Below are 20,675 nucleotides of genomic sequence, written 5' to 3'. Positions count from 1 at the left end.
GATTTTCAGTGAAAACAAGGCGAACTTACGCGTCAATAGCTGGCCTATTGCAAGTAAATTCAACGTAGTTAGCGCTGAAAATAGCTGCTCGAGATAGATTTATTATCCAGAGTTCAGGTTATTTAGCACTTCTCCCTTGCACCTGTTTTATAGAGAATAATACCAATTGCATAAAGTTAGTGATCTATTATAAAGATAATAACAAGGCTAAAACCATGATACACAGTTGTTTTATATAAATAATTTTTAACGTAGTTAGTGAGTTAATACGCTAGAATGATCATGTTTTTAATAAAATTGGTATAATTACACCCCATAGACGCTAGCCTGCCTAAAACCAAATACACTGCTGTAAATGCAACCTTAAAGATAAGTAGACCCTAATAAAATCTAATTATTTTTATATTTTTTACACTTAAATTAATAACTATAAATATTTTTTATTTAACCACATAATAAAAAAGTACCAAAAAAAAGTTTCGTGCAAAATATTTTAATCTGAATGAAAATTCAAAAAACATTCTATAAAATGCATAAAAACAAAATAGAAACACCTAACTAGCTGTAACAAATAAACTAAAAACAATATCACATCAAATTTATATTCATAACTATTAAAATAAAAAGTAAAAAAATGATAACAAAATAAAATTCGCATTAATATATCTAATGACTCGACCCTAATTTTTATCGTTTTATTTTTAATCAAAAAACGCGCAAAATGCATTCGTTCTCAACAGACACAACCCGGAGCAAGATAATGAACCCAATTAATACATTAAACCAAACAGTGGCAACTCACATTGCAGTTAAACCAACTAACCGTAAAGCAAAAATGTTAGCTAGACTTAACCGTTTTGGTAAAAAACTAGCACTTGGCGGTGCAGTTCAATATAAATAATCACCTCAACCATGATTATTTATACGGTGCAGCAAACACCCAACCACTAAATGAAGTATCTTCTTTAGTTCCCTCCGTTTGCTGCAACCTATTTATTTCTTTAAAAATAACCTCAATTTCACCTTATTTAAAAAAAAAACCTCATTTAAGTACGAATTTTGAGCAAACAGTTGTTTTTGCTATTTACACGAGGGTGTCACCTAAGTATTATTCTGCGTCACGGAGAGATGGCAGAGTGGTCGAATGCACCGGTCTTGAAAACCGGCATGGGTTTATAGCCCATCTAGGGTTCAAATCCCTATCTCTCCACCATATTTTAATTGGTGGCTTTTCTATCTCCATCAATACAAACGGTTATGCGTTGGAGAGGTGTCCGAGTGGCCGAAGGAGCTCCCCTGCTAAGGGAGTATAGAGTTTGTAGCTCTATCGAGGGTTCGAATCCCTCCCTCTCCACCATACTCAATTTAAACCACTTAATTGTGGTTTTTTTATGCCTAAAATTTATCATAAAAATCCCTCAGAAGGCTAACCATAAAGTGTATAACCAAAAACCTCTTCTCTGAGATTTCTAACCCTTCGCCCTCACATTTACTCAAACAAATTGTGAAAATCAATTGCGTAGTGCATCATTGGTCTAACTTTAAGCCAATTTAGGTTTAACTATGATTAAAGCCATACTGTTATCACTTTGCTTAACCATCACATTTAGCTGCCTTGCTGAAGACATTATTGTTTATAAGTGTGTTATTAAAGGCATACCTACATTTAGTCAAACTCCGTGCGCTAAAAATGCAAAAGCAATTACACTTAAAGCGCCTAATATAACGCAAACAAATAGCACGAAAGTGCCAGATAATAAGACAGTGGGTGTATCTGTAGATGATTATTTAAAAATTCAGAAAATTGATCGTAAAATAGCAAATCTTAAACGCTCTATTAAACAATATGAAAAAGAATATAATGATAAAAAACAACAAATAAACTATATGACACAAGATAAAGCAAACCGCTTGGGCGCTTCATCTATTGCTGATGCAATTGCCACTAAAATAACGTCCTTAAAGCAATCTTACGAGCCTGTAATTCAACAGGCGCAACAACAAATTAAGTTTCTAACGCAGCAAAAATTACAACTTAGTCAACGCCCCTAATAGCTTGTTTTACAGTTAGGATAAATAAGAGCATGTCATCTATTGTATTATATATGTGTGGTGACACCCGAATTCCATATTTACGCACATCAACACTTATACCTTTGTTAACTAGTGCCTGAAACACAATGTCTTGTTCTCCCTTAAAGTCTAAAATCACAGTACCACTACACTTTTCAATCGATATTGGCGAAAAAACAAACTCACCGAGTTGTTCGTGAATAAGTGTGACCATTGCAAAATTATGCGCTCTTATTTTTTCAACGCCAAGTTTTGCGAAGTAATTAATGCTATTAGCAGCAATAATATAAGGTGCAACCGAAGGGGTTCCTCCCCAAAATTTGAGTGCACTACTGTTATACTCAAAATGGTGTATATCAAACTCAAATGGATTTTGATGCGAAAACCATCCCACATCTTTAGGCTTGCAACACTCGAGTTGGTTTTTGTTAATCCATAAATAGGCAGCCCCTGGACCTCCACATAACCATTTAACGCTTGAGCCAATCATAAAGTCAGCATCAAGTGCACTTAAATCAAGCGGTATAACACCTGCAGATTGAGCAACATCAATAATAGATAAACTATTCACTAATTTACTTTGTGCCACAACGTCGTGCACAGGCGCTTGCACACCAGTATTTGAATATACATGACTTATAAAAACTAAATCGATGTCGGCAGTTAAATATCGCGACCAAACATTAATATCACTTAAATCCTCATGCTCAGGTATAAATATAATTTGTGCGCATGCTGGCAGTGCATTTTGCATAACAAAACCCATGCTAGGAAAATCACTTTGCGCCATCAGTACTTTGCAATTTTTTTGTTGCAGTCGAGAATGTGACATAAGCAACTTTGTTAAGCCGCTAGATAAATTTACCTGAGGGCAAAACTGTGAGCTAGGCGTATTAAATAATTGACTAAGTGCGATAGTAAATTGCTCAACCGCTGGCAACCATTGCTGCCAAGGCTCTTTATTTGAACTCTCCCATGGTAAAAAATAATGCTCAGCTAAATATTGTTGTGTATCTTTAAGTGGACGCCCTACAGAATGGTTTAATAAGTAGCAGCCATTAGCCATACAAAAGTCATTTTTAAGCATGTTATTTAATCCACTGTTTAAGTGTGTTGAGATCATCAAAGCGTGTTTTTATATCATCACGTTTTGCGCTGGATCGCCTATCTCTTAATTTTTCGAGCGAATCAAGTAATACATGAAGCGGCGGACCACTTGCTGTTACCTTACTCATATGCTGCTGTTGCATATTTTTTGAGGGCTGAGCAATAAATTTTTCGACTAGCTGATTGTGATGACCAATGGCTGTGTCGCCATGCAATTTGCACACTTGTATAAATAATTTTGCATGCGTTTTAAACCAGTCTGAATTTTTATGCTGCTCAGCTTGTAAAAAATCATCCATAAAGCTTTGCATGCGCATGGCCTCTCGCAATATTTGCTGATCTTCCGGCATCATATATAAAAACTTATCCACCAGCATTTGCGAGTAACTAGGTTCATTTGCACTGCAGAGCCCAAGCAGCATATCAATCACGTTAATTCCGGCAAAATCTCCCGCATTTGCACCTCTGTATACCTCTTTTCCAACACGATATGGCTTATAATAAGGACGTACACAATTAAAAAACCGCTCGGTATCGAGCTGATTATACAGTGCATTATTTGATTCAATGACAGCGCTAAGTGCATGCTTTGCCACTTTTAATAATTCACCACACAAGGGGTGTGAGATCCCTAATGGCAATATTTTCAATAATGCATCGCTTGCTCGCTTATAGGCCAAAATACCTTGAGTATTATAATCAAGAAATAACTTTTCATCGGGTAAATTGGTAAAGCGTTTATAAACGCCATTAAGCGCTTTGTTATGAGTCGTTAAATGAGCAGTCGCAAAACGAGGGGTTACACCAATAGAGGCACCTATATGCATTGCCAGCGCAGAGGCTTCTATCAAAGGTGACGTTGTTTCTCTGCTTGGTTCGGTAATTTCATGACGCCGACACGCAGCCATAAACAACCCTACATTACCAAGTAAGTCAAAAGCACTATCAAAGCCTTGGTCGGTATTTCCTTCAGCTAATAAATTACTAATTAATGCATTGCCTTCATTTTTTAATTGTTGCTTTAAAGCATCCCCAATACCTTCCACATTGGCTTTGTCGCTCTGTTGCCAATAAAGCTGCTCTAGCTCGCTATTTATAGCTGCAAACCTTGTTCTTATCCATTGATCGAATATAGCTGTATGTGTATTCATTATTATTCTCTGCTATTTTTATTAAATGCTAACAGAGTTCAATTAGGGTAAAGCACCAAAAAAATTAGTAAAACCAAGTAAACTTAGCAATAATCACTACTGATATAAAAATAATTAATAAGAATCCACCTGTGTTAGATAAAAAAGATCAACAATTACTTGTCGCCTTGCAATCACAAGCTCGGATATCAATTTCAGATTTGGCGAGTCGGATTAGCCTTTCTGATACTCCGTGTCTGAGGCGTATAAAAAAGCTTGAACAAGAAAAAGTCATTATTGGTTATCATGCAGCTCTTGACCCAAAGGCCCTTAATCTAAATGTATTGGTGTATGCGTTTGTACGCTTAAGCCAAAACTCAGTCAGTGCAGCAGAGCAATTTGAACAACACGTAGAAAAGCTCCCCCACGTATTAGAGTGCTGTGTAATATCAGGTAGTTACGATTATCTATTAAAAATCATTGCACACGATTTAGAAAGCTATGAACAGTTTGTAAAACACCAATTAGGCGGTTTAAGTTACATTGCGAATATAGAATCAACAGTGGTGCTCAAGCAGTCATTTAGTAAAAAGCAACTGCCTTTATAAAAACTCCCCAAATAACTTACTGTTAGCTATACTGAACTATAAAATAAAAATAAAAACTGTTTGGGACTTATGTGAAAAACTTTAACTCTAAATACCACTCTATCATTTTCTACACACTTTTTGTTTTAGCTTACTTTTTTGTAGGCATTACACTCACTAAACTCGCATTTAACTCGCAAACAATTCCTATTTGGTTACCTGCAGGCATTGCTTTAGTAGGTTGTTATATATGGTGGTGGCGCTTCATTCCACCTTTATTTATAGCTGCAATGGCGTTTAATTTGAATATTTTTGATAGCTCACTTCACGAAATGGTGCTTATAGGAAGCTCATTTAATGAGGCTATGTATATTGCCCTTGGTGTTGTAATACAGGCGATAGTAGGTGCAGCATTGTTAAAGTGCTGGCTTGGGCATCCACTGCACTTTAAAAAACGTAAAAATATTGTCTACTTTATTGTAGTTGTCGCCATCTTAGTTAGCTTAATTTCAGCCAATTTAGGCGTATTCGCATTGAGCCAGTTTAATTCGGCTTATAGCGTTGATAATCACTGGCAAAATGTTATTTATTGGTGGCTTGGAGATACTTTAGGGGTATTGATAGCAACCCCTTTCTTACTCTCGCTATTACCACTAAAATCAAATCAACATAGTATTTCAGCCCTTCCAACAATCGCAGTGTGTTCAGTGTTGTTTATATCGGTGGCAGTAACAACACAATTATACGAGCAAGAAAATCGTAAAAACACGATCAAAATTGCCGAGCGTGAAGTACACGTCATAGAAAACAGCCTTTATAGATACACAAACCGAAGTATTATTGCAGTGCAGAGCTTAGCAAGCCAAGTTCAATCATCTTCTACGTTGAGCCAACAAGACTTCTATTCATACGCAGATCAACTCCTTGAGCAGCACTCATTTATAAAAACATTATCCTGGAATGAAAAAATACCACAGAATAAGCATCAAGATTTTATCAAAGAAATATCCAGTATTTACCATTCCAGTATTGAGATTGTTGGTGAGCCTCTTGAAAAAGATGATCCCCTTATTATTGTAAAATACATAGCTCCTTTTAGTGGTAATCAAAAAGTTATTGGCTTCAACATTCTTTCAAATTCAGATTTAAAAGGGCCATTACTTAAGTCAAACACAGGTCACTTACCTGTAGGCACTAAAATAATTCAACTGCTAACGCAAAGCAAAGTATCAGGTCCTACCTATTTGTTATTCGCACCTGTTTATTCTCAAAATGAAAATAGAGAAACAGTCAAAGGCTATGCCACTGGTGTATTTTTGATACACAGTATTATTGAACAGGCTATTTCCAAACAACAGTCTGAAATGTTTTCAATTGATATCTATGAAGATATAAATAAGCCTCCTTTTTATAATAACTATGCTGAAAATTTAGACCAAGCTAAAGGTAGTCGGATTATGTCCTTCAACATTAATTTTGGTGGGCAACAATGGATTGTAAAACTAGCGCTTAAAGAAAGTTTTTTAGCACAGCATAATAACCAATTTACTTTACTGCTTCTCGTTCTCCAAGTGGCAGTATGCTCACTCATTTTAATGGTGTTGTTTTTATTCAATCAACAGCAAATTGAACTTACTCGCCAGGTTACAGAGCGCACTCATTCACTCGCGCAAGCAAAAAAACAATCCGATTTAGCTAATCAAGCTAAAAGTCAGTTTTTAGCTAATATGAGTCACGAAATTCGCACTCCATTAAATGCAGTGATTGGCTTTTCTTCGCTTGCTCGCAAAGACGATAGCGCGACGACTCTTATTGGTTATTTAGATAAAATAAACTCATCATCCAAAAGCTTATTGGGTTTGATTAACGACATCCTCGATATTTCAAAAATAGAGTCGCAACGCTTAGTTATTGAATATATACCATTTGATTTTAATGCACTGATACAGCGTATAAATAATATGTTCGAACAAAGCGCGAGCAACAAAGGGATTGACTGGAAAATTAACTCTAGCTTGCAAGGGAACGTATGGTTTATAGGCGATTCCATGCGAATAGAGCAAATACTACTTAACTTATGTAGTAATGCGATTAAGTTTACAAGTAAGGGGGGTGTTACTGTCAATATAGAAGCTAAACTTAGTGCACCCAATAAAACTCAACTCACTATTTCGGTTATCGATACCGGCATTGGAATAAAAGAAAGCCAACATAAAAACCTCTTTAATGCATTTACTCAAGCCGATAGCTCTACTTCAAGGCAGTTTGGCGGTACAGGCCTCGGATTAGCAATAGCGAAAGAACTAAGTCAACTTATGGACGCCGAAATAACATTGCAAAGTGAGTTAAATAAAGGCTCTACATTTACGCTCTCTATAGAGTTGGCTACCACCGCACCACAAGCCCCCCCTGTAGTTGAATACACCAACATTAATATTGCCTGTTTAAAAATTCTTGTTGCTGAAGACAACCCTGTTAATCAAATGGTCATTAAAGCCATGCTCAGTTCGTTAGGAATAGTTCCACACCTTGTTGAAAATGGAGAAATGGCTGTTGATATAGTTAAACAGCAAAACTTTGATTTAGTCCTAATGGATTGCCAAATGCCTGTAATGGATGGGTATAGAGCCACTGCACTGATCAGGCAATTTAAAACAGATAAAGAACTCCCTATCATTGCCTTAACCGCTGATGTTATGCCAGAAGACAAAGCGCATGCACAAGCAGTTGGGTTTAATCAGCATCTTGCAAAACCACTTGAACTCAGTAAGCTTAGTGAGTGTCTTGCCCAATATGCAGTCGTAAATGAACAATAGTATTTTAATTTTAAAGGTATTATTTAGTTTTGTCTTAGGTGTTTTTTCTCATATTGTTGTCGCTCAGAACTGTACATCACAGGCGAGCGACTTTAATTTTATAACAAAAAGTAAGCAACAAGGTTTATTACGTTTTGAAAATGAGCACAACCGCCAGCACTTTAACTATAAAGCCCTTTTACCATTCAAAGATTACTTAGATTTTGCATATAAACATATCAATAAAGCCAACCCTCGCGCATCTATGCCATGCCCGGTTATTACAGCTACTTATCAGCAATTAGTTACACAAGGTAAGCGCAAGCAACGCCCTACTATTGCAGATCTCATTGCACCTTTTGAGCTTACGCATCCAAACAGCAATAAAGTTGCATTACTAATTCATGGTCTGACCGACTCACCCTTTACGTACCACGATTTAGCGCAGGTGTATTATCAGCAAGGCTATACTGTGCGTACTATTTTATTACCTGGACATGGAAGCGCCGCAAGTGCTTTACTAAATATAGAGGTTAACCAATGGCAACAAGCAATAAAATACGGGGTTGAACGCTCGGTGCAAGACTTCGATGAGGTGATACTCGCTGGTTACTCTACGGGCGCGGCTTTACTTATTGATTACGCAACCAAGCAAGCCTTATCACCTAAAATCAAAGCACTTATGTTTTATTCTCCGGCAACTGAGCCGCATAACAAGCATGGTTGGCTTGCAAAATGGATTGATGCAATCCCTTTTGTTAATTGGATAGACAAAGACGCCGATGTAGACTTTGCTAAGTATGAATCATTTCCTTTAAATGCAGCTGCCGCTTCGTACGATGCAATGTCACTTGCAAGCGTAAGTAGCTTAAACAAACGCCCTGCACTTAAATTACCTATTTTTAGTGTACTTTCCGACATTGATACCACGATAGATACGCGTGCAACGCTAAAGTTATTAAGTGCGTTACATAAAGATAATTCAGTAAAATATAAGCCGCTCGATACTTTAGTACTTTATGGAAGCACTGATATTTTACCGCCAGACTTTGCTAGTGACTACACAGTAAATAATCCGCAATGCACAACACCTCAATGTAAAAAGGTTCATGGTATGTCGCATATTGCTGTTGTTAACTCACCGCAAAATCCACATTATGGAATTAACGCAACTTATCGTAATTGTGGCAGCTTTATTAACGACGAGCCGCAGTATGAAACATGTAAAACAACAAAAAACCCACAACTAGGAGAACGTACAAGCGCCAACTTAGAACATTATCCGGCTTTACAACGCTTAACTTATAATCCTCATTTTACCGAGCTTAAAATGCAAATTAATACGTTTATTAAAAACGTAGAACAGCTCAGAACAACTACAAGGTAAGTAGTCATGGGAACGTTTTCGCACCAATGGTTTAGCAGTATTAATAAGATTGATCAGGCGCAATGGCAACGTTTATTTGGCGATGAGCCATTTACTCAACATGCATTTTTATATGCCCTAGAGCAAAGCCAATGCGTAACACAACAAAGCGGTTGGCAACCCCATCACTTGGCTATTTTTGAAGGTGACACACTAATTGCACTCGCACCTGGGTACTTAAAAAGCCATTCATATGGCGAGTATGTGTTTGATTGGGCATGGGCAGAAGCATACGAAAAACACGGTTTAGAATATTATCCCAAGTGGCTATCTGGTATTCCCTTTAGCCCTATTGAAGGCAAGCGTATTGCTATCGAGCATGCGGATCCAAGTATTGTGTATCAATATATAACTGAGCAACTGAGCATACACGGTGCTCAACAAGGTTGGTCTGGTTGGCATGTTAATTTTTGCGACCAAGCTCAAGCGACATCATTGACTGAGCAACACGCCATGTTAAGAGTGGGTGTACAGTTTCAGTGGTTTAATAAAAACTTTGAAACCTTCGACGACTTTTTACAAATTCTTAGCTCACGAAAACGTAAATCACTTAAAAAAGAGCGAGCCAAAATAGCACAACAGAATATTGCTATTGAATGGCTGCAAGGCACACAAATTACGCCCGAGGTAATGCAATTGTTTTGTGAGTTTTATCAACGTACCTACTTAAAGCGCTCTGGTCATTTGGGCTATTTAAATATGGAGTTTTTTACGCTTTTACATGCATTAATGGCTAATAATCTCGTTGTTATGCTGGCCAAAAAAGACGACAGCGTGATTGCTGCAACACTTAGTTTAGTAGGTAAAAATACGCTTTATGGACGTTACTGGGGAGCAAGCGAAGAAGTAGATTCGCTGCACTTTGAGTTGTGTTATTACCAAGGTATTGAGTTCGCCATAAAAAACAAACTGAGCTGTTTTCATTCAGGTGCACAAGGTGAGCACAAAATAGCACGCGGCTTTGAACCCGTACTCACCTACTCGGCTCACCATATTGTTGATGGCGACTTTAGTAATGCAATAAGCGACTATTTAAAACGTGAACGCAGCCATATTGATATATATAAAGAGCAATGTAGCTCATTACTGCCGTTTAAAAACAAGTAACTGATTATTTGCAGGCATGGCCGTATCGTTAATAAACTCGAGCCCTGCTTGCTTTGCTAATTTTTCGACCGCTTCGAAATCACGAATACCACTCAATGGATCACGCTCAAGTAAAAAGCGATTAAATTCTTCATTACTCGAACTAGTAAACTGACCTTGGTATTTAAATGGACCATAAATACATACCATGCCTTGGCTTTCTAAATGGCGCTCCACACCTTTAAAAAACAGTTCAACTAATTCCCAACTAACAATGTGAAAGGTATTAGCAGTATACACTGCATCCACTTTATCAACCGGCCAGTCATAGTTTAAATCAAGAGGCAACGGCGCATGCAAATTAACTAAGCTAACCTCGCTATGCCACAGATTTATACCTTCGTGGTTAACTTCTCTATCACTAGCTTGCCAGTGTAAATGGGGGAGTTGCTCTGCAAAAAACACACTATGCTGACCCGTACCGGAACCTATCTCAAGTAATCGTTTAGTTTTGTTAAGTACCTTGGTAAGCACGTCTAAAATAGGAGTTTTATTATTTTCACAAGCTTGCGAGAAAGGTTTTGTCATTACTTTGCACCAAATGAGAAGCATATTGCACAACAATATCGCAAATTGATAATATTGGGTAATTAAAGTTTTATAGAATATCTATAAAAGCTATTGAATTCATAGAACTATAATAAATTAAAGGCGGTGGTATGCATTATGCTTTAGTTATATCAATCCTAAATAACCTGAACTCTGGTTAAGATATTTACTAATACATTGAATCATAATGATATTTATTTTTCTCTAGCCAGAGATTTTCAGTTAAAACAAGGCGAACTTACGCGTCAATAGCTGGCCTATTGCAAGTAAATTCAACGTAGTTAGCGCTGAAAATAGCTGCTTGAGATAGATTTATTATCCAAAGTTCAGGCTAAATAGGGTTAATTAAGAGTTTAATCAAGAGGATAATTATTATGCACACTCCACCTTATACAGCTGTAGACGCAGCTGTTGCTATAGCAGAAAAAAACATCAACGAACATCGTGAATCCGCTGATATGAGAGCTACCGTAATCGATTTGCTTTCGCACCCCAAACATAATCAAAAGACGATGACAAAACATGAAACAGACCAAATATTTATTCTTGGCTACAATTAAGGCTCCGCTCAGTACCATAAATAATTTTAGAATAACTATTTACACAGAAACCGATAAAATGTAATGATAACTATTATCGTTAAGTTGAGTCGGTTTTTTTATGCCTTTAAAACATACGCAATATCGTTACCATCAAGAACTCTCTTGTCATTGCTTAAGACCTGGCCTGCATGCTCCAATGCTTGTTGCCGATTACATAGAAACCGCCCTAAACGTAGCCAAAAATTTTGAGCAACAGCGTAATCCTTTGCTCCAAGAGTTTTATCTTAGGCGTGCACATCATGAAATTATGAACAAAATGTGCGACCCTCTTATACACAATGCTATTCGAAAACAATGCTTGAATCAGTTATACAAACCACTGTTGGCATTAAAGCGGTTTTATAAAGTTCATAACAACACGGCAAAATTTTTAATACTTGAGCGTGAAGCTCGTATTCTTAGTCACGAATTTAACCCTTTTTAAGGAGCGCATTTATGAGTAATTTTAGAGTAGAAGCAGACAGCATGGGCGAATTACAAGTACCTATTAATGCCCTCTACCAGGCACAAACACAACGAGCCGTTAATAACTTTGCGATTAGTGGTCTTTCTATGCCTAAGCAATTTATAACCGCACTGGCTTATATAAAACAAGCAGCCGCACAAAGTAACTGCGAACTTGGACACCTAAATAAAGCCAAAGCACATGCGATTGAGCAAGCATGCCAAAGTATTATTGATGGCGATCATGTTGAGCACTTCCCCGTTGATATTTTTCAAACAGGCTCAGGTACAAGTTCAAATATGAATGCCAACGAAGTTATTGCAACGCTTGCTAGCCGATTAGGTAATGAGCGTATTCACCCTAACGATGATGTAAATATGGGACAAAGCTCTAACGATGTAGTCCCCACTGCTATCGCACTCAGTAGTGCGATAAATGTAGTGTATGAGTTACTTCCTTCGCTTGAAAATTTATCGCAAAGCCTAGAAAAGAAAAAAATTGAAGTAGGCCATATAGTTAAAACGGGCCGTACGCATTTAATGGATGCAATGCCTGTTACGTTTGACCAAACACTAAGTGCATGGCAATCACAAATTAATCATGCTGCGGCAGGAATACGACATAGTTTAGAGCGTGTTTGCGAGTTAGCACAAGGCGGCACAGCAGTGGGAACCGGCATAAACGCGGACCCTAAATTTGCAGCAAAATTTACAGAAAATCTGAGTGCTAATGTAGGTATTAGATTTACGCCTAGCAGTAACTTTTTCTATAATATTGGCTCACAAGACGCCATAGTAGCGCTTTCGGGGCAATTAAAAGTACTCGCTGTAGCACAAATGAAAATAGCGAACGACCTTCGTTGGATGAACTCAGGTCCACTAGCGGGCCTTGGTGAAATAGAGCTTGAAGCACTCCAACCGGGCTCATCTATTATGCCAGGTAAAGTTAATCCTGTGATACCAGAAGCAGCCGCAATGGTAAGCGCACAAGTAATAGGTAACGACGCCACTATAACTGTCGCAGGGCAAGCGGGTAATTTTGAATTAAACGTAATGCTGCCAGTCATTGCTTATAATATTTTGCAAAGCATAGAATTACTTGCCAATAGCGCGCAAGCATTGGGCGATAAAGCCATTGCCAGCTTTAAGGTGAATCAGCCAAATATAGACAAAGCCCTAGCAAAAAATCCAATTTTAGTAACAGCACTTAATCCGGTGATCGGTTATGAAAAAGCGGCAAAAATAGCAAAGCAAGCTTACAAAGAAACCCGCCCTATTATTGATGTAGCTGAGCAAGAAACCGATTTACCACGCGAGGAACTCGAGAAACTGCTTAACCCAACCAAACTTACACAAGGCGGATTGTAGTTCTTTATGGATCTAAAATACGGCTTTAATTATCTGATTATATAGTTTTTATTGCCGTCAAAAATGCAGTGTGTATGATAGTGATGAATAATTCATCACTATCAAGGTTTGTAATGCGTACTTCATTGTTAGCTATACTTTTACCACTTTGTTTAACAGCGTGCTTAGATAAAGCCCCTACTGATACAGAACAAACAAAAGTGACTCCAGAAACTGAATCATCAATGCCTGCTGTGCAAAAATTACAAGAAAATACAAAAAGTAATGTTGCTGAAAAACTGCCCACAGCTGATTTAAAAGACATATCAATCGATGACATAAAAATGGCTAAAGCCGAGTTAAATACACTAATTACAGATAAACAGTGTGATACAAGCATGGAGTGTAGAGTCAGCCCAGTCGGTAGTCGTGCATGCGGTGGACCTAGTAGCTTTGCTGTCTACTCAGTAAAAACGGCATCTGAAAAACAAGTAACAGCACTTAGCGAAAAGATTACTAAGCTTGAGAGTAGCTATAATGCACAAAAAGGTATGATGAGCATTTGCCAACATTTAACCACACCTAGTACGCAGTGTGTTGAAAATAAATGTGTTAAGCTTGAAGGCTCAGCGGTAAGTGTATTTTAAGGATATCATTATGAGTTGTTTGCCATCGCCAGCTAATCTATCAATTTTGAGTATTGCTAGTAGCATGCTATTGCTGAGCGGCTGCGTTAGTACTACACCATCAAGCAGTGTTCAAAAGCAAGATCTAGCGGGCTTAAATAGCGAACTAAACAGTATTATAAACAACAGTTGTACGGCTAGTTTTCAGTGTAAAGTCCTTGAAGTCGGCGCACGTGCTTGTGGCGGACCGAGTAAATATGCTGTTTATTCAACGCTAAACACCTCTCAAGAAGAAGCGGAACAGCTTGCTCAACAAATAACAAAACAAGAAAGCATACAAAATAAAGCACAAGGCTTAACTGATTGTTCTCCTGTACTTGAAGTGCAATCGCTGTGTATTAATCAGCAATGCCAATCGTTTGATATAAAATAATAAACTACATATAACTTAATCTCAGCGTTAACTTAAATACGGAATTAACGCTGAGATTACAATCACCATAACCACACAAATACCCGCTTTTATAATGTACTTCATAGGCATTGTTTTTAGCACCCAGTACGCATAAATGTAACGCACAAAATAACTCGCCGCAGTACCAAACAACGCAAAAATAATTAAGTAGGCTATTAAAATAATATTCATAATAATCTAGTGCAGCTACTTAGTTTTTTTAGTGTGAGCAATTAGTAAGTCAGCTACTTGTTGCTTTACGGCTCGCTTATCATCACTTTGTACTTCAAAGCGGCTCGCCAGTTGCGCTATTTCATCATCATTTAGATTAAACGATAAACGTTGGCGCGTTTTTTTAGACTTTACATCTAAGCCAAGTATTTTACGGATCATATCTGACGGCGTGAGTTCTTGATCAATTGCCTGCTTTTTTATCAGCTTTTGAACTTCGCTGCTTAGATCAAATGCCATTTGCGTGGCACGCACAGCTTGTTCCTGACGTAACCACTTGTCTTTAGCATCACTCACTTAGCATCTCCGGGAAACAAGTCTACAATGTCTGACATTGGACGCGTTAGCGTTAGCGATACTTCGGTTTCGCCGCCATCCCAAATCTCGATATTTAAACCAAAACCTTCGTTATCTGACGCTAAGCAAATCATTTCACATGGCTCACCACCTTCTTGCTCATAGCGAGGTAATGCTTGGTTGCGGTAATCTTTATTATGGAAATAACACACATAAGGCGACTCGCTTTGTTGATAGCTTTTAGCTAAAAACTGCATAAAGCGCTCTGGTGTATTTTGCACTGTAATGTGGGTTAACGACTCTTCATCAAAAATACGCGCAAACTCATCAAGACTAAATATTTCTTCAACTTCGTTTCGCTGAATTTTAATAGAAAAGTTAGCCCACTCTTCACCATCATCTTGCTCAATTTGTAAAAATACAACTTGTCCGCTATTTGTCTCAAGTACAAATTCAGTATCGCTACTGTGCTGATATTGGTAAGTCTGAATACCAGTAACACGTAGCGTTTCACCTTTTAACCATGCAGGATAAGCAAATGAATCGATAACGCTAAACATGTCGCCTTTTTTAAGATCGCTCGGATGATTAAGCTGACGTTCTGGCTCTTTTTTAGATTTGAAAAAATTAAACATAGGAAGGCTGCCCTCTAAGCAAAAAAGGTAACTGAGCAAAACTCGGTTACCTTTTTAAAATATAAACGTAATGGTTAGCTATTTTGCTTAGCTTTGATGCGAGCTAAAATATCAGCACTTTTTGGACTTGTGTCGCCAATGCCTGCTTCAGCCATTTTTGCTTTTAAGTCATCGCCATTTACGTCTGACTCAAGTTGCTTTGCAGCACCAAGCTGGTCATTTCGATCTTGTTGGCGCTGCTTAATGCGTTCAAGCGATTGACGAGCCGATGTCATAGACGAGCTGTTTGTATTAAGCGTGCTGTTAACAGCCATTGTTGCTTGCTGTACGCTTTCAGTGGTTTTAACCATTGTAAGCTGACGCTGATTCTCTTTAATCGATTTTTCAGCATCTTTAACTTGCTGCTTAAGCGCAACGATATGGTTGCTAAAGCCAGATAACACTTGCTCGTTTTCGGCTTTTTCAGCTTCAAAGTCACCAATTTTTTCTGCAATTTCTAATGCTAACGCTTCGTTGCCCTTTTCAAGCGCTTGGCCTGCATACGCTTCATGTTCAGCGATCGATGCATCTACAGCGCTAATTTTACGCTTAGTTTGCATTTCTTTAGCCATTACTTCAGTAAGGCTTTTTTTAGCACGATGAAGCGCATTTTGCGCGTCTGCAATTTCTTGCTCAAAAATACGAATGCCATTTGCATCGACAATTGCTTCGCCTGCTTCACGAGCGCCGCCACGTACTGCTGTAAATAATTTTTTTAAAATACTCATAATCTTAACTCCACTAACTAGCTATTAATCGTTTAAATACAAGGTCACGGCTTCTAGTGCATCGATAGCGTTATCGGCTAATGTCACTAGTTCGTGGGTAACGTCATCTAATGATGAATTTACCGACAGTGCACCAAAAATCGCGTATTTGTTATCGATTTTAGCAAATGCACTCAGTGGAATTGGCACGTTTAAACGTAGTAATGTTTCGTTTAACTCGTTGCGTAATTCACTTTTAACTTCATCTTCGTCAAACAAGTAGCTAATACATAAAAGCTGCTCTTGTGTTTGTGTAACAAAAATTGGAAGTTCATCATTTCCATCAACAATGACTTGTAAAACATCTTGCTCGCCAGGGTTGGCAATCAAGAAAGACTCAAAGTTAGCACCTTCAGTTTCAAAAGAAGCTAATTTTATTGAAAGTTCATTTAATTCCATGTCTCTGCCTTTTGTCGTTTGACATATTATGTCTGAGTTAAGATTCTCACGGCCGACATATTATGTCAACCTTGTTTTTTAATTTTTATACAATTCGCTTTCTATTTGCCATGCAGTTCGGTAATAATCATATAATTGACCAGAGCCTAACCTATTGACCTCAACACTTTTAACTTGTTCAAAGTAATGGTTGGGAAATACAAAACTTGCTAATAAATACTCTTTACTGATCCACCTTGATGGCACTGGCATAACAGCTACATCATTAATTCGACCACTAGCCGACTGACCCATTTTGGTGGCTATAGTCCAACCCCACTGACCAAACGAAGGGATGTTTTGCTGATATTGTTCAACATAGCCAAACCCTGCGGCTTTGACCGTTTTACCTATACTTAAAAATGCTTTTTTTGCATGGTAAGGTGAAGTCGATTGAACCGCCATTGCACCATCGGGTGCTAATAACTGCCGCACATGATTATAAAAATAGTCACTGTACATTTTATTTAGATCAGGATGATTAGGATCGGGTAAATCAATTAAGATAGTGTCAAATTGCTGAGATTGATCAAGTAACTTTTCAACTTCTAAAAATGCATCACCTACAATTATGTTGGCTCGCGAGTCATGCATCGATTTATTGTTTAGCTGTAGCAATCGCTTATTGATGTGCTCTGGCGGCGTAAAGTCACCATCTTTATGACCGAATAAATTGAGTAGTTGCGCATCTAAATCTATTAGCGTTACTTCACTCACTGGCCATTTTAAAACATCCCTAAGCGCAAGCCCATCACCACCACCAATTATTAATACACGGTCATGTCTGTTAGAGGCAAGCATTGCAGGGTAAACCAGCATTGAATGATATATTTGCTCATCAATACTTGAGAACTGCAAACGCCCATTTAAATATAAATCGGTGATTGGCTGAGGTTGGTTTTTGCTTAATCTTTCGGTTAAAACTACGTGCTGGTATTTGGTTGCTTGCGAATAAATTACTTTATCTTTATATAAAACATTGCTTAGATTGTTCATCCAACCACTGCCAAATACCAAAATAAAACCAAAGAGTGCCAACAATGCTATATGGCAAACTAAGAGCGCCTTAGCAAAGCGTACATGGGTATGGTAACGCCATAAAAATGCGAGCCCTGCTATGATGTTAAATAACGCTGTCCACGCTGCAGCCTGCATTATAGGCATTGAGAGCATGATGCTTACCCAAATGGCGGCACCAATACCAGCGCCAATATAATCGGCACCATAAATAGTCCCCGCGTTGTTTTCTAAAAACCGACCATAAACATGCTGACGAATACGCGCTATAAGTGGTATTTCCATACCAATAAATAAGCCCAGTATTAAACCAAAAACATAAGGTAGAAAACGTGACCACTCTTGTAGCTTTTGAAATACGTAACCATTGAGTACAACATCAGGGGGTAAATTAAAAATACTCGAAAACAAATGAGGAAGAGAATAACTAACTGCTATTACACTAGCTATCGCTAAAATGCAGCCCATGCCAATCAGAGCTATAATGCTTTCTAGCCAAGCAAAAGCAGTGAATGCGTCTTTAAACCAACGCGCTAAAAAAGCGCCTAAGCCCATTGCTACAATCATAGTACCAATCATGGCGTAAATAGCACTCTCTACTGAGCCAAGTACACGGCCAGCATAATGAGACAGTAAGTATTCATAAATAAGGCCGCACCCAGCAAGCACAGCCATAACAGTAATAAGTAGTATATCGTGCCCAAGTAAGCGAGACTTACTTGGGGGAGTGTTGGTTGATGACACTGATTATGCGCCTAGTAAGGTTGCCATAGTGATACCTACAGCAAATGATACTGCTGCAGAAATAGTAGCTACACCTACATTTTTTTGACGATTAACTTCATCTGAAATATCGCAACCAGATAAAATTATTTTAATTGTCACTAAGTGCAAAATAATAAATGCGACAAGGCTCACAACAGCGCTAATAGCCCAGTATAGTAAACTCGCATTAATGTTATCCGCAGCGTATGGCGCAACACCTGTTGCAGCAGTAATAGCTAATGCACTACCGACTAAAAATCCAGCGTAACGAATACCTACAGCTAAGTTACCATCTACAATTGCTTGTTGTAGGCAGTCGCCGCTTTTATTTGTACGCTTAAATAACTGTACTCGATACTGGCTAACAAGTAGTAATACAACGCTACCTATAATAAAGGCGGCAATTACAATTGGAAGACCATGCCAGCCGTCAGTAGCCACCCATAAAAGAGCTGAGCGAATAACGATAGCAACGCTAACAACATGACCAAAATCAATTATTGAAGCTGTAACGTTACCTTTAACGATTTCGTCGTGCAGGCTTACTTTACGAAGTGCTACTTTATCTTGAAAAAAGTGACCTAACTTAATAAGTACAATTGCTAATGCGCCGTAAGCTAACATTTGCAGTGCTTCTTGTTGCAGTGTTGCAGCAAAAGCACCACTACTTACACCTGTTAATACAATCGCCAGTGCCACTAAGCCAGCGGCAAAGCTAATACCAAAAGCAAAGTTATCACGTTCTGTTATTTCATCATTTGCATGTAAGTTTGAAACCCAGCCTTTTATATATTTAAGGCTTACAAACAATAAAACAATAATTGCAAAATCAATCGCCAGAGCTTGTAGCGACCACATAGTTATTCCATTAAATTCATACATATTATTCTAACTCCAACTTTATTCTTTTACTTACCACGGCTCACGCCACGAGAGGTTCTGCTACCGCTATCACGCACCGTTCCTGAGCTATTGCTATAACTGCTCGAACGAGAATAACTACTGCGGCTTTTTGCTGGCGTATAACTACTACGGCTTAAACCTGATGCACCTGTTTTTTTACTCGCATAAGGGCTTGTAAACTGCTTACCTTGGCGTTGGTATGTTTGGCGCGTGCGTGTTTCTAGTGCGCTTTGGGTTTTAATTTGTTTAGGGCTTGAATAACGCGAACGGCCATAGTCATTGTAATAGCTATACTTTCGGCGTTTGCTCCAGCTTCCGTATTCAACACGGTCAAATACATCACCTAAAATACGGTACATTCCGTACCATTGCCAAAAGCTAATACCATTGCTATTTGATTGCCAGTTACCATAGTTAGGGTTACCTACCATTTGATTACCAACACCCTCACCTTCAGCTTGCTTACTAATTGCGCCTACACGCGCTAAGGTGCCTTTCGACATATCAGCGAGCATATTAATAGGATCGGTTAACGCATCAGAAAATAGCGTAGGTTTAGATGCATCACGTAACAAATCAATGCTATGTAACGTATCTTCGTAAGGAGGAATTAAGTAAGTTCCTTTAATATCTTTAAGTCGCTGCGTTAAGCCACTATAAAGTGCACCTTGGCGGGTTGCATCAAGGGTAATTACATCAACAACTTTTGTAAGCTCTGGCTGTTGTTTTTTAAGAAGCTCGCCATACTCTTTAAGTAACACAGCATTGCGTACACTTCCATTATCGAGGGCAGTACCAAGCTGAGACAGCTCCGTATCTACCTTTTTAATAGACTCTTGAATTGTTTGTTGCAGCTGCTCTTCTTTGGATTGACAACCCATAAGCACTGCGAACAAACAAAACAGGCTCATAAGTTTCCAAGCTTTAATATTCGACATTCATGTCACCTGATTTACTAAATTAACTCAGGTAGTTTTACACAGGTCACTTATTAAACCAACAATGAAATTGCAACAAAATGAGAAGAAACGAGCAACTCTGAAATCAAAGTACGATTTAATGAAAATTTGCTAAAATATTGAGCTAAATCGTGAAGTTCGAATCGAAGTAGAAACATTGTAGAGGTGCTTGCAGTGCTTTTACACACCCCACCTACATGATGGGTGTGTGTTATACCAATTCCATTAAGTATGTGATCTAAATTTTACGCCGAAAAAATAATTCAGTTCTAGGCGTAAATTGATATAAATGGTTGTTCCCTTTGCGAAATTTACAACAAAGAAATGGGTTGTTTTAG

22 protein-coding genes and 2 tRNA genes are annotated in these 20,675 nt (G+C 38.1%); 13 read left to right on the top strand and 11 right to left on the bottom strand.

Annotation, left to right across the window (positions count from 1 at the left end; genetic code table 11):
- The first annotated feature begins 760 nt into the window (after positions 1-760).
- The 4 genes from H5119_RS18175 to H5119_RS18160 all read left to right on the top strand — a co-directional run bounded on the left by H5119_RS18175 (position 761) and on the right by H5119_RS18160 (position 2,052).
- On the top strand, positions 761-901 hold the full coding sequence (locus tag H5119_RS18175; protein ID WP_167368311.1) for a hypothetical protein: 141 nt from the start codon (positions 761-763) through the stop codon (positions 899-901).
- Between the two features lie 221 nt (positions 902-1,122).
- Positions 1,123-1,213: transfer RNA gene (locus H5119_RS18170), tRNA-Ser, on the top strand.
- Positions 1,214-1,264: 51 nt separating this feature from the next.
- A tRNA-Ser gene (locus H5119_RS18165) sits at positions 1,265-1,357 on the top strand.
- Positions 1,358-1,563: 206 nt separating this feature from the next.
- Positions 1,564-2,052: an RNA-binding protein gene (locus H5119_RS18160; protein ID WP_182703221.1), complete on the top strand. Its 489-nt coding sequence runs from the start codon at positions 1,564-1,566 to the stop codon at positions 2,050-2,052.
- On the opposite strand, the gene H5119_RS18155 is transcribed toward H5119_RS18160, so the two are convergent.
- Both H5119_RS18155 and H5119_RS18150 read right to left on the bottom strand, forming a co-directional pair.
- A complete protein-coding gene (locus H5119_RS18155; RefSeq protein ID WP_182703220.1) occupies positions 2,036-3,160 on the bottom strand; it encodes an aminotransferase class V-fold PLP-dependent enzyme in 1,125 nt (374 codons plus the stop codon). The genes H5119_RS18160 and H5119_RS18155 overlap by 17 nt on opposite strands.
- A 1-nt stretch (position 3,161) precedes the next feature.
- Positions 3,162-4,331 carry a monodechloroaminopyrrolnitrin synthase PrnB family protein gene (locus H5119_RS18150; protein ID WP_182703219.1) on the bottom strand — a complete coding sequence of 390 codons (1,170 nt, stop codon included), beginning with the start codon at positions 4,329-4,331 and terminating at the stop codon, positions 3,162-3,164.
- Between the two features lie 131 nt (positions 4,332-4,462).
- On the opposite strand from H5119_RS18150, the gene H5119_RS18145 reads away from it, so the two are divergent.
- The 4 genes from H5119_RS18145 to H5119_RS18130 all read left to right on the top strand — a co-directional run bounded on the left by H5119_RS18145 (position 4,463) and on the right by H5119_RS18130 (position 10,225).
- A complete protein-coding gene (locus H5119_RS18145; RefSeq protein WP_077536568.1) occupies positions 4,463-4,918 on the top strand; it encodes an Lrp/AsnC family transcriptional regulator in 456 nt (151 codons plus the stop codon).
- A 71-nt stretch (positions 4,919-4,989) separates the two neighbouring features.
- Positions 4,990-7,713, top strand: coding sequence for an ATP-binding protein (locus H5119_RS18140; protein WP_182703218.1), 2,724 nt, complete (start codon positions 4,990-4,992; stop codon positions 7,711-7,713).
- Entirely contained in the window at positions 7,703-9,079 is a 1,377-nt protein-coding gene (locus tag H5119_RS18135; protein WP_182703217.1) for a carboxylesterase, read from the top strand. Before H5119_RS18140 ends, H5119_RS18135 begins: the two co-directional genes overlap by 11 nt.
- A gap of 6 nt (positions 9,080-9,085) precedes the next feature.
- Positions 9,086-10,225 carry a GNAT family N-acetyltransferase gene (locus H5119_RS18130; protein WP_182703216.1) on the top strand — a complete coding sequence of 380 codons (1,140 nt, stop codon included), beginning with the start codon at positions 9,086-9,088 and terminating at the stop codon, positions 10,223-10,225.
- Here the strand turns inward: H5119_RS18130 and H5119_RS18125 are convergent.
- Entirely contained in the window at positions 10,202-10,792 is a 591-nt protein-coding gene (locus tag H5119_RS18125) for a DUF938 domain-containing protein (protein WP_182703215.1), read from the bottom strand. The genes H5119_RS18130 and H5119_RS18125 overlap by 24 nt on opposite strands.
- A gap of 395 nt (positions 10,793-11,187) precedes the next feature.
- Here H5119_RS18125 and H5119_RS18120 point away from each other — a divergent pair, with 395 nt between their 5' ends.
- The 5 genes from H5119_RS18120 to H5119_RS18100 all read left to right on the top strand — a co-directional run bounded on the left by H5119_RS18120 (position 11,188) and on the right by H5119_RS18100 (position 14,265).
- On the top strand, positions 11,188-11,373 hold the full coding sequence (locus H5119_RS18120; protein WP_077536563.1) for a hypothetical protein: 186 nt from the start codon (positions 11,188-11,190) through the stop codon (positions 11,371-11,373).
- Positions 11,374-11,473: 100 nt separating this feature from the next.
- Positions 11,474-11,839 (top strand): hypothetical protein, encoded by a 366-nt coding sequence (locus tag H5119_RS18115; protein ID WP_259399017.1) that lies wholly within the window; start codon positions 11,474-11,476, stop codon positions 11,837-11,839.
- A gap of 11 nt (positions 11,840-11,850) precedes the next feature.
- Positions 11,851-13,227 (top strand): lyase family protein, encoded by a 1,377-nt coding sequence (locus H5119_RS18110; RefSeq protein ID WP_182703214.1) that lies wholly within the window; start codon positions 11,851-11,853, stop codon positions 13,225-13,227.
- Positions 13,228-13,340: 113 nt separating this feature from the next.
- Entirely contained in the window at positions 13,341-13,853 is a 513-nt protein-coding gene (locus tag H5119_RS18105) for a hypothetical protein (RefSeq protein WP_182703213.1), read from the top strand.
- A gap of 10 nt (positions 13,854-13,863) precedes the next feature.
- On the top strand, positions 13,864-14,265 hold the full coding sequence (locus H5119_RS18100; protein WP_182703212.1) for a hypothetical protein: 402 nt from the start codon (positions 13,864-13,866) through the stop codon (positions 14,263-14,265).
- A 27-nt stretch (positions 14,266-14,292) separates the two neighbouring features.
- Here the strand turns inward: H5119_RS18100 and H5119_RS18095 are convergent, their stop codons facing one another.
- The 8 genes from H5119_RS18095 to H5119_RS18060 all read right to left on the bottom strand — a co-directional run bounded on the left by H5119_RS18095 (position 14,293) and on the right by H5119_RS18060 (position 20,316).
- The gene (locus H5119_RS18095; protein WP_077536558.1) at positions 14,293-14,478 is read right to left on the bottom strand and encodes a hypothetical protein; all 186 of its coding nucleotides are present in this window, start codon (positions 14,476-14,478) and stop codon (positions 14,293-14,295) included.
- Positions 14,479-14,493: 15 nt separating this feature from the next.
- Positions 14,494-14,814 (bottom strand): hypothetical protein, encoded by a 321-nt coding sequence (locus tag H5119_RS18090; RefSeq protein ID WP_077536557.1) that lies wholly within the window; start codon positions 14,812-14,814, stop codon positions 14,494-14,496.
- The gene (locus tag H5119_RS18085; RefSeq protein WP_182703211.1) at positions 14,811-15,449 is read right to left on the bottom strand and encodes a DUF4178 domain-containing protein; all 639 of its coding nucleotides are present in this window, start codon (positions 15,447-15,449) and stop codon (positions 14,811-14,813) included. Before H5119_RS18085 ends, H5119_RS18090 begins: the two co-directional genes overlap by 4 nt.
- A 74-nt stretch (positions 15,450-15,523) precedes the next feature.
- On the bottom strand, positions 15,524-16,216 hold the full coding sequence (locus H5119_RS18080) for a PspA/IM30 family protein (RefSeq protein ID WP_138586300.1): 693 nt from the start codon (positions 16,214-16,216) through the stop codon (positions 15,524-15,526).
- A gap of 24 nt (positions 16,217-16,240) precedes the next feature.
- Positions 16,241-16,654, bottom strand: coding sequence for a YjfI family protein (locus H5119_RS18075; RefSeq protein ID WP_004335098.1), 414 nt, complete (start codon positions 16,652-16,654; stop codon positions 16,241-16,243).
- 78 nt (positions 16,655-16,732) lie between these two features.
- Positions 16,733-18,454, bottom strand: a complete 1,722-nt coding sequence (locus H5119_RS18070; protein WP_182703210.1) for a polyamine aminopropyltransferase — start codon at positions 18,452-18,454, stop codon at positions 16,733-16,735.
- A gap of 3 nt (positions 18,455-18,457) precedes the next feature.
- Positions 18,458-19,357 carry a DUF350 domain-containing protein gene (locus H5119_RS18065; RefSeq protein WP_024589503.1) on the bottom strand — a complete coding sequence of 300 codons (900 nt, stop codon included), beginning with the start codon at positions 19,355-19,357 and terminating at the stop codon, positions 18,458-18,460.
- A 26-nt stretch (positions 19,358-19,383) separates the two neighbouring features.
- The gene (locus H5119_RS18060) at positions 19,384-20,316 is read right to left on the bottom strand and encodes a CHAD domain-containing protein (protein ID WP_182703209.1); all 933 of its coding nucleotides are present in this window, start codon (positions 20,314-20,316) and stop codon (positions 19,384-19,386) included.
- Between the last annotated feature and the right edge of the window lie 359 nt (positions 20,317-20,675).

The sequence above is a fragment of the Pseudoalteromonas sp. SG45-5 genome (genome assembly GCF_014164085.1).
In the GTDB taxonomy this organism is placed as follows: domain Bacteria; phylum Pseudomonadota; class Gammaproteobacteria; order Enterobacterales; family Alteromonadaceae; genus Pseudoalteromonas; species Pseudoalteromonas aliena.
The sequence above is the reverse complement of the archived record's forward strand: the minus strand, read 5'-3'. Positions and strand labels throughout refer to the sequence as shown.